The organism is Bradyrhizobium sp. CCBAU 65884 (genome assembly GCF_028128835.1).
Lineage (GTDB): Bacteria > Pseudomonadota > Alphaproteobacteria > Rhizobiales > Xanthobacteraceae > Bradyrhizobium > Bradyrhizobium ottawaense.
Genome location: NZ_LBJU01000132.1, coordinates 336,032 through 351,845, shown reverse-complemented (window position 1 = coordinate 351,845; position 15,814 = coordinate 336,032). Strand labels below are relative to the sequence as shown.

The window sequence follows — 15,814 nt, the reverse complement described above, 5'->3', positions numbered from 1 at the left end:
TCCAGCTCTTCGTCACCCTGATCGAGTTCAAGCTCACGACACTAGCCGGCTTCGTGCTCATTCCCTTTGGCTTGTCTGGCAAGACGGCCTTCGCGGCGGAGCGCGTTCTAGGCAACGTCATATCTTCCGGCATCAAGATCCTGGTCCTGGCTGTCATCGTCGGCATCGGCTCCACCCTATTCTCGCAGTTCACCGCAGGTTTCGGCGGTGAACAGCCGACCATCGAAGATGCGATGACCTTGGTGCTCGCGGCGCTTTCCTTGCTGGGCCTCGGCATCTTCGGTCCGGGTATCGCAAACGGCCTGGTTTCCGGCGGGCCGCAGCTAGGCGCCGGCGCCGCGGTTGGAACAGGCCTTGCTGCTGGCGGCATTGTTGCGGCGGGCGCAGGTCTTGCCGCCGGCGGTGCTGGTCTCGCTGGCGGTGCGGTTGCAGGCGCTGCGCGCGGTGGTGGCGCGGTTATAAGCGGAGTATCGGCCGCCTATCGAAGCGGCGGCCTTGCCGGCGTCGCGGAGGCGGGCGCTTCGGCTGCAACGAGTCCACTGCGTCGAGCAGCTACTGCCTTCGGACGTAGCCAAGCAAGCGAGCAGGGCGCGAGCGCCCCGGCCGAAGGACAGCCTGATTGGGCTCGCCGCATGAAGCGTGCCCAGGCCATTCGGCATGGTGCCTCGGCTGCTGGCCAAGCCGTCCGCTCGGGCGATCATGTTGGAGGCGGCTCTTCCGTCGATTTGTCCGAAGGAGAACGCTGAGACGCACCACTGCATCTCCGCCACACAGCAGCGCCTCAAATCCACCTATCGCACAACTTGAAACCGGCCACTCGATACTAGGGGCAAACATCAATGTTCAAACGGCCATCAGTTCACTACGGGCGCATGCCTGAGCCGATTACGCCTTATCAAAAAGCCCAGCAGATTTGGGACGAACGCATTGGATCAGCGCGCGTGCAAGCCAAGAACTGGCGCCTAATGGCGTTCGGCTGTTTGATGCTGTCGGCCGGTCTCGCTGGCAGCCTTGTCTGGCAATCCGGCCAAGGATCGATCACGCCCTGGGTGGTCGAAGTCGATCATCTCGGCCAAGCCCAAAGGGTTGCTCCTGCGAACATCGACTATCAGCCTACAGATCCTCAGATCGCGTACCATCTGGCGCGCTTCATCGAGGATGTCAGAGGTCTGCCGGCCGATGGCATCGTTCTGCGCCAAAACTGGCTCCGCGCCTATGATTTTACGACCGATCGCGGCGCCGCTGCACTCAACGATTACGCGCGCAACAATGATCCCTTTGCCAAGCTGGGTAAGGTGCAAATCTCCGTCGATGTCTCGAGCGTCATTCGCGCGTCGTCGGAAAGCTTTCGGGTCGCGTGGACCCAGCGCGTCTACGACAACGGCTCGTTGAGCTCGGCTGAGCGCTGGACCGCAATTCTCACGATCGTGATCGAGACACCGCGCGATGCCGAACGCCTGCGCAAGAATCCCCTTGGCGTCTACGTCCGCGCCATCAACTGGTCAAAGGAGTTGAGTCAGTGACCAAGACGCCGTTTGACGTTCGATCGAAGCATCCAGCCGCGCAAAGTAGGCTCAATTCGGCCTGGCCCGAGTTCGTGAAAAGGCGTGCGTTGTTGTCCGCTCTTCTACTTGGTTCGTCTGCGCTCGGTGGCTGCGCGACCTACATTCCGCCGGAAATCAGCTATGACGCGGAAGTCCCTCCGTTACCGTCGACGCCGGTGGCTCTCGACGATAGATCGCGACCGCTTCACGTTCCGCCCCTCTGGAAGCCGGCGCTCGGCGGCAAGCCGGGAGGGAAGGAAGATGCTGAACCCGTGAGCCGGGTTGAGACCGCAAACAGCGCAGCCCGGGTCGAACCGCGCAAGCGGGGGTATTTCAACGCGGCGCAAATTTACGCCTACAGTCCCGGGGCGCTTTATCAGATCTACGCCGCACCGGGGCAGATCACGGATATCGCGCTCGAGGAGGGAGAACAGTTGACGGGATCAGGGCCGATCGCGGCCGGAGATACCGTCCGCTGGGTCGTCGGCGACACCGAAAGCGGAAGCGGCGACACACGGCGGGTCCATATCCTGGTCAAGCCGACCCGAGCGTCGATCGAGACCAACCTGGTGGTCAATACTGACCGGCGCACCTACCTGATCGAACTCCGCTCCCGCGAGCGGCCATACATGCCGTCTGTTGCTTGGTACTATCCAGAAACTGTACGGGAACGATCCCGTTCGGTCGCTCTGAAGCCCGTTCTACCGGACCCGGCGCAGCGCATCTCCCGCTATGCGATCGAAGGGGACAGTCCTCCTTGGCGGCCGCTCGCCGCATATGACGATGGCCGCAAGGTCTACATCGAATTCCCGCAAGGCATCGTGCAAGGTGAGATGCCACCGCTGTTCGTCATCGGGCCGAATGGCAAGACCGAGCTCGTCAACTATCGCGCCTACGGCAACATATTGATCGTCGATCGGCTGTTTGCAGCCGCCGAACTGCGGCTTGGCGGCGAGCACCAGCAGAAGGTCAGGATTGTCAGGACCGACGGGAGGCCGTCGTCATGAATACTCGGACTGGAAATGATCAGGAGCAAGCGGCTCCGCCTGAGACACAAGAGGATCAGTCCAGGAGCTTCCGCTTGAGAGCGGAGCACCCGCGCGTGACGCGGTTGTCGCGGAAAGTTCTGGCAGGCGGCAGCGCGGTCGCATTGCTCGTCATCGGTGGGACTGTGCTGTGGTCGCTACAGAACAATCGTACCCGAAACCAGGCAGCCGATGAGCTTTACAGCACAGACCATCACAATGTCGCCGATGGAATTACGGCGCTGCCAAAGGATTATGCGGGCGTTACGCGCCAGGCGGTTCCGCAGCTAGGTCCGCCGCTCCCGGGCGACCTCGGTCGACCGGTCCTTGCTGCTCAAGGCCCATTGCCGACGAGCGGCGTTGATCCGGAACGGCAGCGCCAGGACCAAGAGACTGAAGCAGCCCGCATCAGTCATCTGTTCGCTTCCACCAATGGGCGAGAAATGCGTCCGCCTGCCGCTACGGCTGTTGGAAGCGAGCGCACCGCGCCGCCGAGCGCGACGAGCGGCGGCGACGATGGATCTGCGCAAAGCGCCCAGGACCACAAGCTTGCTTTCGTGAACGCTTCCGTAGACCGTCGCACTGTCAGCCCTGACCGCATCTCGAGGCCCGCTTCACCATACATTGTGCAGGCGGGGACGGTCATTCCGGGAGCGCTGATCAGCGGGATTCGATCGGATCTGCCAGGCCAAATTACGGCGCAGGTAACCGAGAATGTTTATGACACGCCGACCGGCCGCTTTCTGCTTGTGCCTCAGGGAGCGCGTCTGATCGGTATCTACGATAGTCAGGTCACATTCGGCCAGTCACGTGTCCTGCTCGTCTGGACCCGGCTCATCATGCCAAATGGACGTTCTATCGTTCTCGAGCGACAGCCAGGCGCGGACGCTGCGGGATATGCAGGCCTCGAAGACCAAGTCGACAACCACTGGGACGAACTCTTCAAGGCCGCGGCATTATCGACGTTTCTGGCCGTCGGGACCGAACTAGGTGCCGGCTCGGACACAAACAGCAACGACAGCGCCATCATCCAAGCATTGCGGCACGGCGCCTCGGACTCACTGAACCAGACCGGGCAGCAGGTTGTTCGGCGCAGCCTCAGCATCCAACCTACTCTGGCTGTCCGACCTGGCTTCCCGGTTCGTGTTCTTGTCAATCATGACCTCATACTTACGCCCTATAGAGCGTGACAACATGCCAAAACTCAAAATAGGCGAGCTTCCAGACGACAAGCCGGTCAAAGTGAGTACGGAGCTGCCTGCGGCCGTGCATCGTGATCTCACTGCATATGCAGAAGCGCTTACGCGTCAGGGTGGTCAAGTGGTCGATCCGACTAAGCTCATCGCTGCCATGTTGGCGAGATTTATGGCCACGGATCGAGGATTTTCTAAACTGAAGCGTGAAGGCCACGTACCGTCCGCTGGCGAAGGACAGTGATGGTCAAGGTATCTTGAAACTGTTGGTCGACGCTGAAATAGTTGCGTTGCATCAATCTAGGCCTTGCCAAGCTGGCGATAATATAATGTCGGAAAGGTGTGTTCCCGCGTCTGCCCGATACAACTCGCGTTTTCTTAGTTTTCAGACGCGAGAGCGCTGGGCAAGGCGCGTTACACTGCTCCGGCCATCTACGCTGACAGGCACGTCACCCTCAATCGTGGCCCGACGTACGACTCGATGCTGGTCCCCGTAATCGTTGACAGCGTAATGCTGCGTTGCGCGGTTGTCCCATATTGCAATATCGCCTTCTAACCAGTTCCAGCGCACAGTGTTTTCGGGCGCGGTGATGTGAGATTGGAAAAGATCGAACAGCTTTTGACCGTCGTATTTGGGGACCCCAACAAAGTGCTTCACCAAGGCGCCAAGCACTAGCGTCCGCTCGCCTGTTTCAGGGTGGACGCGTACGACGGGATGCTCGGTCTCAAAAACCGTTCTGGTGAACACCTCGTCAAAGTGCTTCTTGTCCACCTCGCGGACACGCGCGATTCCGGCGTAATCGAAAACGTTGCTGTGAACGGCCCACAGGCGCTCGGCAAGCCGTTGTAGCGGTGGCGGCAGATCAAGATAAGCGGCAGCTGTGTTTGACCACACGGTGTCGCCTCCGAACGTTGGGATTACAACGGCCCGCAGGACCAAAATCTTGGGATAGGCATCGGCGAACGTTCCATCCGCATGCCAAACGTCGGCGCGACCGCCGCCTCGAGTGGAGTCCAATTCGAGGAGCGACGCCATACCCTTGGTGGCACCGAGCATCGGATGCGGCACTAGCTTTCCGAGACGAGCGGCAAAGCGCTCCTGCTCGGCGTCATTGAGATGTCCTTGATTGCGGAAGAAGATCACCTTGTGCTCGAGCAACAAGTTGTTGATCGCAGCGATCGCGTGATCCGGTAGGTCGCCTGATAGCTTAACATGTTTGATTTCGGCGCCGATGCGCGCTGCACGTTTCACCACATTCGTGCTCGCAGTGACGCCACCGATCAAAGTCGTTGTGCTCATATTGTTTTTCTAAGCCCTTGGAGTGTCTTTCGTGCCTCTGGGAGCGAATGATCTTCAGCAAGCATCGTGCCAAGCAAAAAAGACAGCCATGCACCGCCAATGGGCACGTAACCCGAACTGAGCCGATGGTTGGGTTGAGTGAGGAAAGAACTCGCTCGCCGGTCTCACCCTTCTAATGTCGTGGTGACGAAGCGGAGAGCAGGAGCGCGACAACCCGGCAGATCTTCGGTTGTGCTTTGTCGTCACCCAATTGCGTTGAAAAAGCAATGCTTCTGTACTGGATCGATCTGCCTTAGCAATGGACCTGCCAAGCGGCGCTGGCAAGCCACAATGCCGAATGGGTTCTCGAAAGTCCCACGCTTGCTATGCGCGCTGTGCTGCACCTGACACGAGATTGTGCTTCTGTAAGAATACGGACAAGTATCTACAGCGCGGTAAGCCCGGGCTGACTGTTCGGTTGGTAAATCTGGCGAGGAAATTGATGACCCGACTTAATCTCGACTAATGCCGCTGGAGCGTGTGAGAGCTGCAGACCTACCAAAAACGGTGGCCGTACTGTTGCGAGAAGTTGGATATACTGTGGCTCTCACCGGAGGGGATCCGTGCCCTACAGTATTAAGTGTCATCGAACGGGGTTTAGCCGGAAGCATTTTTCCGTTCAAAGGTTGAGTGCAAGAGAAGCCCTCTTTAAGGCGGAGTGTCTTGAGAGATCGGGAATAGACATAGACTATATTGATGCTCCCTCGGTCGGACGTGTCGACCTCCGCACGCTCCGGAAGCTGGCTGAGAAGGAGGGCGGTTTCGAGCAAGAAAATCCCAGTCAATGATGCCGATCATACCTGCGCTTTCAGGTGAATACTCAAACATTTGACCTCGCACCTACGAAGCCCCGTCACTCAAATCTGGCCCTCGTCTTCATGCGATAGCCTGGTGCGCGCGCTGCCTCAGATCCAACCGGAGCAGTGTCGCCTGCCGGTTGGATTGTTTGAGATGAGAAGATGCGGCGCTTTTCGGGTAGCTGAAAGACCGTTTCACAGTCTTCAAGCCGAGCCCTATTACAGCAGGATGCATGACACTCGAAGCAGCCTGGTCTGCACTGCAAGCGACTGCACCTTTTGAGTGAATGTTGACAACTTGACCCTGCAGCCGAACCGCTTTGATATCTACGGCAGCGCAGGCGCGACTCGGAGAGAAACTCGACGCTGTCCCTGCCGCGCCTACGCTGCCGGTGAAGTTAGCCGTGACGTGACTCGGCGCTTGTGCTGGTCCGAAAAGCGCTGTCCCTACCACGTCCCCACTAACTTCGGTGGCCAACCTTGCCATAACAAGGCTAGCCACCTCACCTTCCCGGGAGTGTCTCAAGCTCGCACGGGCCGCGGAATTGTAGCGCCAAGAGCGATCCAGGGCGCCTACCAGGATTGGTCACTGGCCACTACAGCTTAATGGCCGCACGAGATGGGCACATGCACATCTACACGATTGGATCCTCCGAATGTCGGCAAACCATTAGTTGCGTGTTGGAAACGAGCTCGTCCAATGATTTCCCAGACGCGACCAGATTGGAGCCCCATTCAATGCTATCCACGCCCGCACGAAGACATACGCGTTATCCAGCATGGCCATGTCTTTGCGGCGATAAGCTCGACGCTCAGCTAATCGGCCGCGGCGGTATGGCCCTGCCGTACCTTCGAGACCAGAACACGAGTCCCCCCTGGACCGCCTAGGACCTTCTCGCCGAAAAGTAGTGAGGCAAAGATGCTCGGAGATGCCAGCGGTGAAGCATGCTCCGAAACATCGAAAAGCGGCAAGAGTGAAGGCGCCTGAAATCTGGACAAGGTCTTCAAAAAATTATGAAGCACTGCTTTGCGGAGTTTTTTGTGCCTGCGTCTGATCAGTGCCGCGCGCGGGCGCTCTTGGTGTTGAGCTGCTTTGGTCTCGATCGCTTGTCGTGTGGTGCTGGCTCAGAACGGTCTCTCCGTGTTACTAGCTTGGCGATCGCTCGAACCAAAGCGTCAGGGGTTTCGAAGCAAGCGATTCCACGGCGAACGCGAGCCCTCTCAGTAAAGCTTGTAGTTCCTTTTACTTTCCCGTCGGTCGGCAGCAGTACGTAATCGAGCACTGACTCGTTATGCTCAGACAGCCTGATGGCAGCGATCCAGCCCTGAGGCAGGCGTGCCCTGCGCTTGATCGACCAATACAACGCTCGATTTTGGCTTCCGCAGCAGAGAGCTGATCGAATTGAGATGTTCACTGATCCACGCACGCGCAAGTAATCGGTCCTGCTGCTAGAGGTGATGCGACCACCAGCTTTCCTGATGGCCATGGCAACGTGCGAGCCGAGCTTGGCCTCTTGCTCCGCCCAGCGCGGGCGCGACTGAAGAAATGCATAGTTTCGCTTTGGAGTGTAGCCGATTAACCGATACACGTTCATCATGCTGCCGAAGTGTTTGTGATAGGTGGAAGCGCAGGGAAGGCCGACGTGCTGTCTATGATAGCAGAGCTCAGGCGCCCTTCCTTGAGCAGCGTTTTGCGTAGACGAGCAATCATCTCCCCTTCAGCGAGATCGACACGCCGTTCCTCAATGATCTTGTTTGCTTTCAGGAAGACTTCGCGTTCGATGATCGGCTCGCCGAGATGCGATCGTACCGGATGAGCCTTATAGGTCTCGAGCGCGTTGGTCATCGTTCTCGCTCCCGAAAGTTACACCGGCGCAAATGAAACATCTATACGACACTTGCAGGAAGGATTGCATCAATTGAAGAAAATAGCCCTGCCGTCGCCGCCGGGGTCGCAGTTGGGCGACCAGCTCTCTTCGCAGCTTGCGTACCAAGGAGCTTGTTCAAGTGGCCTCTACAAGGCTCCGTGGCTGAGGGCGCGATGCGGGCAAAAGTGACTCGATGGGCGTATATTTAGCACATTAGAGGCGGCCTTATACTATGGCTGGACAAATCCTTCTCTGTAATCCGCAATAGATGGGAAGTGCGTGTCTCGATCGCCGCTCGGATAGGCATTGAAAATGCTGGAGCCAATGCCTGCTTCCTTTCAACTCTACTGGCAGATCGCCGGCTGCTCCTCTGATCAGCGTCCTCTATTCTGGATGACGCTTGCCAATAGACGCCTCACACGGCTGTTGCAGGTGCGAGTTCTTGTCTTATTCAGTTGCGCCAGCTCAGGTCGAAGGGTGGATCATCGAGGGAGTAAGCCAGCAGTTCGACGCGCGCCTCACTGCGGTGATACTGAGATTGAGGGCGCGCCTCGACGACAAACGATGGCGTTGGTTTGTTAGCGGTGAGGAGGCGGAAACCAGACATTCCGCCGGGTCGTCGCTATAGAGGCGCGCCGACCCATGACGGGATGGTCGTCAGGCAACGACTGTTCTTTTCGGCAGAGCCTTCCGTATTTTAACGCGCTGAATTCGAGTGCCGGGACCTCGTTACGCCTTACGAGCAGGTTGCAGCCTCCTTCCATGAGTGGTTGAATGGGAGAGACCCATTCAGCACCGGAGCAGGTGTCGATGCTTGCTGCGCCTACCAGGCAACGCAACTCGCGCTAATCCTATCCAGATACTAATTGCACGATTAGCAAGCTCCGATCGTTCGATGAGCGAAGTGATGGCTTCGTTTCGAGGCAGTCGTTTGCAAGGATCACCATACCGCACATGGTTTACAGGTCCGAAAAGCTTCGATGGTAGATCGAGCGCAAGGGGAAACTCTGCTTCGTCGTGCCGGGGCCGTGGGGACCGCACTTCCTTTGTTGCCGGTTTACGGCGTGAGCGTGATCGTAACCGATTGGTGATCGAGAAGATTGCCGGCAAAGAATTTACAACGCTTGTCGCCACAGGCTGCGCTGCAGACGTGGTTGCGGCCGCAGAGGAAAAACTAATGGCTACATAACCGCCAACTACACCCTGATCGGGGTCGCGACAAACGAGATGAGTGTCGGGACCGTGGATGCTAACGAACGGCGATGACGCAGGACGGAGGCGGGACTACAGCTCAATATCACGAATACTACGCGACTGGCACCCTGTACGCCGGATCACTTGATCGTAGCGGCTGACCAGAGCGGCAAGCGGATCGCCGTAGTTGTCGATACCAAACCAGCCTGGCGTCAGCATCCAGGGCGATTGGGATGGCTCCGGCCAGAGACTTACGGCGAGCGGTACAGTTCATTTCGGGAATGTAGCGATTCCCGAGGACCGCATTCTTGGTCCTGGATCTGTAACGGAAAGGCCGGGTCTTTGGAACGGCCTATGTTCAGCTGGTCCTGCTTGATCCTCGCCGGAATTGCGCGGCGCGCGGGTAGCGACACGAGGGAGTGGATTAAGGCGCGAACCCGTACCTTTACTCACGCGGTTGCCGACCGACCGCGGAACGATCCGTTGGTGCAACAGGTTATCGGCACCTTTTCGCCGCGGCCCTTGGTGCGCGAGCAGCACTCTCGCCCATTCTGGGCTGAATCGCTGCTTGGGCCGTTCGTTTGACTGCGCCAAGTGCCGGGCGTGCTTGCATGTTGGACGGCAATTGCCGATCCCTTCATGCATTCGATGTCTCCGATCCTTTCGGCAAAGCAAGTGATCTAAGATGCCGGCGCATGCGATGTTCCAGTCAGCCGCGGAAGGCGCAGTATTTAGTGTAGGTGGTAATGCTGATGCCGCCCGAAATTCCGTGGTGATTGAATGGGTTTCTGAGCGGCGAGGAAATGATAAGCTCGCACCAACACAGCAAAAATATGCGTTCGCCGCGAAACAATCGGCGCCAGTTAAGATGGCGGCACCTTTTCCGATCGGGGGCCATGCGCCATTGCCAATTGCCCTTCAAGAGCGGGGCAGGCCCAATAGGTTCATGCGCTGGATTGGATGAAAAATCGTAGGTTCGGTCGGTGTGGGGAAAGGTGGTCGCGCTCCCCACACACAACCCCGCTACCACCTTTCCTCACCTTCAAGGCGACCGAGTTGCTCCTCACATTGTTTGAGGATGGTCGGATGCAGCGCGACTTCCACATAATCAAAACTTCTTTTGCCTGTGCCAAGCGGATTACTGCGCTAATGGCCACACGCCGTTCTCGTGCTTGCATCTGCTTAGGCGTTGGTTTGCGCATTCAATGCATACTCCACGTGCTGACCGGCGATGACTTGTTCCCATCGGAGATAGTCGACCACTGCTGGCAACTTAGGCTGTCGGGCCTAATTCAACTGCGGTGCATCGTCATTCGTTGACGAACTGTCGTGGGGCTCCCAATCCGGCTCTAAAGATGCCGATTCCAAGAGCAGCCAATATGATGCCGAAGAAAACTAAAGGCAGGATCTGACCCCGTAGTTCTGCCGGACATACCACCGTCAAAACCGCGTGTCCGTTGGTCCATCGCAGCGCACGGCCTCGTAAGTTTCAGCACTGTGCATACCGTCCATCCGAACGCCGTGAACTGATTGGGGGGCAACAACCACCCATTCTCGCCCCCAGTCGAGATCCTGCTGCGATCTTGCAATCGCCTGAGACTATTTTGAATGAACTGCGTCAGAAGCGATGCGCGAGCTGAAGAATGGCGAGCACATGCGGCACGCGAGCTGGCACGTATTGCCGGGCATCAACTGGTAAGAGAGCGGGGCATCGGAGGGGAGCGCCACAGCAGCGAGCGCGTGACCGTCGACGGCCTTATCGCTCAATCCCACCCGCGGCATCCAGCGGGCGTTGGAAGCGGTTCTGAAGCTTGTGCCGCTAATTGCTTCAGCGTGGTAGCACGCCGCACAGTCCTCCACCGGAACGCCATTCAACATGCGGTGACGAACCGACCGCATATAAACGGAATGCCAGATCTCCTTAACCGAATGTTCGGGTACCGTGAATGGTGCACCTTCTCGCTCAATGTTCTTCGATGACATAGCGCACAGTTTGCAGCCTCCGTCCGGTAGGATGGAAAGATGCATGAACGGCAGGATGCACATCGTTTTCTGGGGGTCTTCCGCCATTTTACTTTTCCAGTTGGTCATGCCATCGAGAAGCCAGACCACTGTGCTATCCGAGCAACGATGGCCGACCGATTTGCTTGCGAGACGCGAGTCGCTTCGTCCGTACCGCCCTATGAACATTACTCAGAGGCTCGAGCCATTTCGTACGCGCACCGGCCCGGCTTCTCGACTGAGCGACTATCGATGTTGGCGGTAATCACCCATTGTCAATTGTCCAAGCTGCGTCTCGCTCAGCAGCTCGGGTTCTGATCGGCGAAAAACGATCCAAATACCGGAAGTGTCGCATGGCGGCTGTGGAACATCGAAAACGAAGTAACCGTAGGAAGCCGTGAGCACATCGGCCCGCATCGGGCAGCCCGCGAGGAAGTCTCCGTCTTCTCGCAGTTGAATCTCGACCCCAGGGTGTCCGGGCAAATCGTGCCATCCGTTAGTTCCCATGTTCTGAACGACGACTGTCGCGACCTGGCCGTCGAAATAGGCGGACACCAGCCGGGCCGTATACGCGGCGACCCGAATTCGGAGGGCGGAGGTGTCGGACCCAGCACCTGCCCGCGCAAGCGCAAACCCCACATCTGCGCATGGGCGTCAATAAGCTGGGTAGGAATGTCGATGCCGTAGGGGCAAGAGCACGTCACGGCAGGGCACGTGTCACAGATCGCCTGATCGACCGCCGGATGGAGATCGAACTACTCCCCGCGCGGCGGAATTTCGCCGAGTTATGAAGACGCTCCGGAGAGCGCGGCGCCGAACTGCGCTCTCGCCGGCTCGCCCTATCCTTTCAGCGAATTTAGTATTCCGCTTATTTGTCGCCGTCAGCTTACGGACAGCCAAGCTACTTATCTGCGGAGTCAGGTCTAATGACCTGAACACAATGCAACAGCCATAGGAGTGTGGTCGTCATGGACGGTCGAATTAACAATTGGTCGGATGTTCCATCCGATGATGAGTATCATTACGCAAGCTCCTCGGAGCACAGGAATTCCGACGATTTTGCGGACGCGCTCGGTAGAATGGGATTGCAGGATTCGGGTGCCGGCTCATCCTCGCAGCCGAGTTATTACCTCACTTCAAGACCTCCCGTTATTGAGATCGACCAAGCCGAATTCCGGGAACGGGTGAGGAGCTTTCATGGTGAAGAAATCAATCATATCGCCAACAATCCGCAGGAATACTCAGAATTTGTGTCCGAAAGAGCTAGGCGCACCGCGGATGTCGCTAGCAGTTTCGGGATCCGAAGGGATTCTGATGCCGCCCGATATTACAGCTACCAACTAGGAAATAGGAGCGTCGGCCTCCAAAGGACGGAAGCCGGATTTCCTATGGCGACTGAGTTCACCAGCCAACGGTGGCGAGAACAGTTCCCCGGACGAACTAACGTCACGTCAATCGTGGATTTTCAGGTTGCTCATCCGCTCGTCGGCAACGCCGGCGATATTCTGCTCGAGCACCAACTACGGCAAGACGGCGAACGGCCGCTGGTGAACTGGCGTCCTGCTAATGACGAAGCGAGAGCCCGTGCAGAACAAATGGGCTTCGTTGATGTAGATCACAATGATATGGTACTTGATCCCACCCAGTCCAGACAGTGGAGATATAGGGATGGTGAATGGCAGCGCGCAACCAATTCTTCGGCGTATCTCTCCAAAGTCAAAATGCCGAGCGATGATGAACCTTCATCAGAGTCCGACTCGGATGGAGACTTTATGTGACGTGAGATCTCCACCAATCCGTTGAGGTGGAGCAGGAGCGCAGACCAAGCGACACCTGCGGCTTACGATCGAGCCTTGACGGAACGAAGCCGAAGCCAATTCGGCTCAATCGGTGAGGTGCACTGTACTGATCGCACCGCGGCGGTTTACGAGAGTTGGTGCCTATAATAGCACAAAAGAAAACCCCAGGTTCCAGCCGGGGTTTTCGACTGCCGCCCGGGCGGGAGGAGCGGATTGCCTATGGCAGGCGCGAGCGTCATTGTGTCCTCGCCATCAGAATGGCTCGGGATCTTTCCGGGTTCGCTGGGTGAGGAGGGCTTCGTTGGCCGTTTTCTTCGTAGGCGGTAATCTCGAGAAGTGTCGGGCCAACTCATCGAGCAACGAGACCATCCACCCGGGCTCGCCGGCAGCGGACGCATGGCAAAGATCAAAAAAGGAGCAGATGCCAGCACACCCACCTCATTCTGCTTTAGTGTCCTGAACCAGAAATTCGCGACATTAAGATCCGGCGCGGCATCTATCGCAGCGTCCAGCTCTGCGCGCAGACATTATGGACTTCATCAGTCATCACAATGCCTATCCCAAGCCATTCAAATGGACCAAGTCCCCCGACGACATCCGCGCTTCCATCGAACGTTATCGAGGAGCGGAAGATGTGCTCGACCTGATTGAGCCAGGACGAACTGGTGGGCGTGAGATGGACATGCCAGCGCGGCTGTTTGGCGAGCCAGTAGCGGATCAGTGGGGCCTTGTGCGTGGCGTAGTTGTCCATGACGAGATGGACATGGAGAACGCGGGGGACGGCGGCCTCGATCTCGTCTAGAAACTTGCGGAACTCTGCGGCACGGTGACGGGAATAGCATTTGCCGATGACCGTGCCCGTCGCAATGTCGAGCGCCGCGAAGAGTGAGGTCGTGCCCTGGCGCGTGTAGTCGTGGCTGCGTCGTGCGGGTTGACCGGGACGCATGGGCAACATGGGCTGGCTGCTGTCGAGCGCCTGGATTTGGGACTTCTCGTCCACACACAGGACGATGGCATGCTGGGGCGGGGACCCGACGGGAGAAGCGGTCGAGGACGAGCAATGACTATCTTGGCGTTCTCGCGCTTCGCTAACCCGTTGCGCTCTGGGACGGCAATAAAGCGAGCATTCGGGAGGAATGCCGTTTGATGACGGCGGCCAATCGGGGGGGCGTACTGGATCGTTCGAACCTAACTGGTCTTGAGGGCAGCAGTCTCACTCTTTGCGAGTGAAAGAGTTCGGTTTATGCGAAGATCCGCGTCTCTCTCCAAGGTTGGCGAGGATGCGGAATAATCGAAATTGCTCGATCCGCCAAAAAAGTTCCGCTTAGCCCGTAACATCCAATCGGCGCATTAAATGAGTACTTTCAGTCTGACGACAGCCTGATCTGCTTGCCCACGTGTTCTCGCCAGAGGCCGAGCCGCTTGATTCTGTAGTCGACCAACTCAGACGAGCTCCCGAATATCTCAGCGATCTGCTCCGAAGAGCGCTTCTTACTGCCGGCAGTAACGATGGCTTCTTTCGGTAGGAGCGTTGCCGAGGCAAGATAGTATGCGTCGTGTTCTTCTGCCTTGTCGTAGGTGCGTCCGTAAGAGTCAGCGATATGCGCAGTGCCCAACTCGAACGGCTTGAGGTGGTGGACACGGGCCGGCGACGGCGCTGGTCCGAGGATGAGAGGCTCAAGATCGTCCTGCAGAGCTTACAGGCGCCGCGCCAAGTCGCGGCAACAGCGCGGCGGTATGGCGTTTCGCGCTCGTTGCTGCTGCGATGGCGACGGTCGTTTCGGCCTGAGCCGAAGGATGCCGCCCAGCCTGGCTTTGTACCTGCAGTGGTGGTCGCGGAATCAGGCCGACGCTTGGTCCAGTCACGCCGGCCACCAGCGGCGGGGCGATTGAGATCGAGTTTGCGGCCGGGGCTCGGATGCGGATCACGGGCACGGTCGACACGGCGACGCTGAAGGCCGCCGTGGCGGCGGTGGCAGATGGACGCCCACGGTGATCCCCATCGCGTCGAGCGTGCGGGTGGCTGTTTGCGAGGATTCGCTACGTGCCGGCCGCGCCCTTGGGCTTGCGGGTCGGCTGAGCCGTAAATGGCTTCGCGGCTGCTGCGGACTCCTGCTGCTTTTTCTGCTGGGCAATAGCGGCAAGCTCCGCCTGTTTAGCCTCAGCCTGATCCTCACGGGCGAGCAGGTAGCCCTTTTCGGCCATGCAGCCACGTTGAACCGTGTCAGCCGCGTTGGACCGTTCGATAGACGCGGCGACGCCGGCTAGACCACCGCCAGAGACTGTGACACCCGACAGATTGGCTTTGTTGCGCTCACCTAGGCAGCGGTGCCATCCAGCTCGAATTGCGTCCGAAGTGCTGGATTGTCCACTGCCTTTTGGCCATCCGCTCGAAGCCAAAGCATCTTAGGCTGAGTGGCACACCCGCCCAGCACGGCGCACAGCGCCCCCGCAGCAGTAAAAATACGCATGAAGTAGCCCCGGAATATATGCCGAACCCAACAGCAACCGTAGCGCGAGATCAATAGAAAGTTCGTCGTCGCGCTCGGCCAAATTGGAATCGCTGGCCATTCCGAAGAACAGACCGCGAAAGCGCGGGCTGCCGTGTTGCGTGGAGTAGTTCGAAGTGCCGTGTAACCCTTGAATTTGCCGCGGCCGATTTGGAGCGCCGCGCAACACGGTTTGCGCTCGCAGAGCGAAGCCACAACGTAGCAAGACATTGATTTGATGGATAAATTATTGGCGAATCCCGGCAGGGCTCGAACCTGCAACCCGCGGAGTAGAAATCCGCTAGTCGGCCAAGACGCCCCGTCTCCGCCAACTATCCTGTTGACCACTGAAATCCCGTAAACAATCTCCGCCAAAGGAAGGTCAAACAAGCGCAAACTCCATGATTTTGTTGGTCCTTGCGATCGCTACGTACATCCGGGACGAAGGGATCGCAGGTTCCGACCTTCATGCAAGCCGGGGGATTTCCTGTTGAATCAATCGCAATAGTCGGGTGTTGCGTGTCCGCGATTTGAACCTGCAATCTAGGTCGAAAGGAAGCCGATG

14 protein-coding genes, 1 tRNA gene and 1 pseudogene are annotated in these 15,814 nt (G+C 58.1%); 7 read left to right on the top strand and 9 right to left on the bottom strand.

All coding sequences use genetic code 11. The features are described from left to right. The 5 genes from XI03_RS36475 to XI03_RS36455 all read left to right on the top strand — a co-directional run. The coding region (locus XI03_RS36475) for a type IV secretion system protein (RefSeq protein ID WP_271594821.1) at window positions 1–746 on the top strand (746 nt) is incomplete at its 5' end. A gap of 93 nt (window positions 747–839) precedes the next feature. Beyond that, the gene (gene trbF, locus XI03_RS36470) at window positions 840–1,523 is read left to right on the top strand and encodes a conjugal transfer protein TrbF (RefSeq protein ID WP_271594820.1); all 684 of its coding nucleotides are present in this window, start codon (window positions 840–842) and stop codon (window positions 1,521–1,523) included. After that, complete coding sequence (trbG, locus tag XI03_RS36465) at window positions 1,520–2,551, top strand: P-type conjugative transfer protein TrbG (RefSeq protein ID WP_271594819.1); 1,032 nt, start codon at window positions 1,520–1,522, stop codon at window positions 2,549–2,551. The genes trbF and trbG overlap by 4 nt, the downstream gene beginning before the upstream one ends. Then, window positions 2,548–3,759, top strand: a complete 1,212-nt coding sequence (locus XI03_RS36460) for a TrbI/VirB10 family protein (RefSeq protein ID WP_271594818.1) — start codon at window positions 2,548–2,550, stop codon at window positions 3,757–3,759. The genes trbG and XI03_RS36460 overlap by 4 nt, the downstream gene beginning before the upstream one ends. Before the next feature lie 4 nt (window positions 3,760–3,763). After that, on the top strand, window positions 3,764–4,006 hold the full coding sequence (locus tag XI03_RS36455; protein WP_271594817.1) for a DUF2274 domain-containing protein: 243 nt from the start codon (window positions 3,764–3,766) through the stop codon (window positions 4,004–4,006). A gap of 141 nt (window positions 4,007–4,147) precedes the next feature. On the opposite strand, the gene XI03_RS36450 is transcribed toward XI03_RS36455, so the two are convergent. The 5 genes from XI03_RS36450 to XI03_RS36430 form a co-directional block, all read right to left on the bottom strand. Beyond that, window positions 4,148–5,062, bottom strand: coding sequence for a TauD/TfdA dioxygenase family protein (locus tag XI03_RS36450; protein ID WP_271594816.1), 915 nt, complete (start codon window positions 5,060–5,062; stop codon window positions 4,148–4,150). Between the two features lie 2,430 nt (window positions 5,063–7,492). Next, entirely contained in the window at window positions 7,493–7,744 is a 252-nt protein-coding gene (locus XI03_RS36445) for a hypothetical protein (protein ID WP_271594815.1), read from the bottom strand. 473 nt (window positions 7,745–8,217) lie between these two features. Then, on the bottom strand, window positions 8,218–8,373 hold the full coding sequence (locus XI03_RS36440) for a hypothetical protein (RefSeq protein WP_271594814.1): 156 nt from the start codon (window positions 8,371–8,373) through the stop codon (window positions 8,218–8,220). 2,186 nt (window positions 8,374–10,559) lie between these two features. Further along, entirely contained in the window at window positions 10,560–11,072 is a 513-nt protein-coding gene (locus tag XI03_RS36435) for an SPASM domain-containing protein (RefSeq protein WP_271594813.1), read from the bottom strand. 135 nt (window positions 11,073–11,207) lie between these two features. Further along, entirely contained in the window at window positions 11,208–11,516 is a 309-nt protein-coding gene (locus tag XI03_RS36430; protein ID WP_271594812.1) for a hypothetical protein, read from the bottom strand. A 413-nt stretch (window positions 11,517–11,929) separates the two neighbouring features. Here XI03_RS36430 and XI03_RS36425 point away from each other — a divergent pair, with 413 nt between their 5' ends. Further along, entirely contained in the window at window positions 11,930–12,739 is an 810-nt protein-coding gene (locus tag XI03_RS36425) for an effector protein NopP (protein ID WP_271594811.1), read from the top strand. 649 nt (window positions 12,740–13,388) lie between these two features. Here XI03_RS36425 and XI03_RS36415 read toward each other — a convergent pair. Continuing rightward, window positions 13,389–13,898: pseudogene (locus XI03_RS36415) on the bottom strand (IS630 family transposase); the annotation flags it as partial. A gap of 226 nt (window positions 13,899–14,124) precedes the next feature. Further along, entirely contained in the window at window positions 14,125–14,376 is a 252-nt protein-coding gene (locus tag XI03_RS40625; RefSeq protein WP_442869784.1) for an ImmA/IrrE family metallo-endopeptidase, read from the bottom strand. Here XI03_RS40625 and tnpA point away from each other — a divergent pair. Further along, window positions 14,362–14,715 carry an IS66-like element accessory protein TnpA gene (gene tnpA, locus XI03_RS36410; RefSeq protein ID WP_271594810.1) on the top strand — a complete coding sequence of 118 codons (354 nt, stop codon included), beginning with the start codon at window positions 14,362–14,364 and terminating at the stop codon, window positions 14,713–14,715. The two genes, XI03_RS40625 and tnpA, sit on opposite strands and share 15 nt — an antisense overlap. Window positions 14,716–14,800: 85 nt before the next feature. On the opposite strand, the gene XI03_RS36405 is transcribed toward tnpA, so the two are convergent. Together XI03_RS36405 and XI03_RS36400 are read right to left on the bottom strand one after the other, a co-directional pair. Then, on the bottom strand, window positions 14,801–14,965 hold the full coding sequence (locus XI03_RS36405) for a hypothetical protein (protein ID WP_271594809.1): 165 nt from the start codon (window positions 14,963–14,965) through the stop codon (window positions 14,801–14,803). 535 nt (window positions 14,966–15,500) lie between these two features. Next, window positions 15,501–15,569, bottom strand: a tRNA-Ser gene (locus XI03_RS36400). Window positions 15,570–15,814 lie beyond the last annotated feature (245 nt).

Excerpts from the sequence above, each read along its gene's own strand:
- XI03_RS36450 (WP_271594816.1), bottom strand. The coding sequence starts at position 5,062 with ATGAGCACAACGACTTTGATCGGTGGCGTCACTGCGAGCACGAATGTG.
- XI03_RS36460 (WP_271594818.1), top strand. The coding sequence starts at position 2,548 with ATGAATACTCGGACTGGAAATGATCAGGAGCAAGCGGCTCCGCCTGAG.
- trbF (WP_271594820.1), top strand. The coding sequence starts at position 840 with ATGTTCAAACGGCCATCAGTTCACTACGGGCGCATGCCTGAGCCGATT.
- XI03_RS36445 (WP_271594815.1), bottom strand. The coding sequence starts at position 7,744 with ATGACCAACGCGCTCGAGACCTATAAGGCTCATCCGGTACGATCGCAT.
- XI03_RS36455 (WP_271594817.1), top strand. The coding sequence starts at position 3,764 with ATGCCAAAACTCAAAATAGGCGAGCTTCCAGACGACAAGCCGGTCAAA.
- tnpA (WP_271594810.1), top strand. The coding sequence starts at position 14,362 with ATGCGCAGTGCCCAACTCGAACGGCTTGAGGTGGTGGACACGGGCCGG.
- XI03_RS36440 (WP_271594814.1), bottom strand. The coding sequence starts at position 8,373 with ATGTCTGGTTTCCGCCTCCTCACCGCTAACAAACCAACGCCATCGTTT.
- XI03_RS36405 (WP_271594809.1), bottom strand. The coding sequence starts at position 14,965 with ATGGCCGAAAAGGGCTACCTGCTCGCCCGTGAGGATCAGGCTGAGGCT.
- XI03_RS36425 (WP_271594811.1), top strand. The coding sequence starts at position 11,930 with ATGGACGGTCGAATTAACAATTGGTCGGATGTTCCATCCGATGATGAG.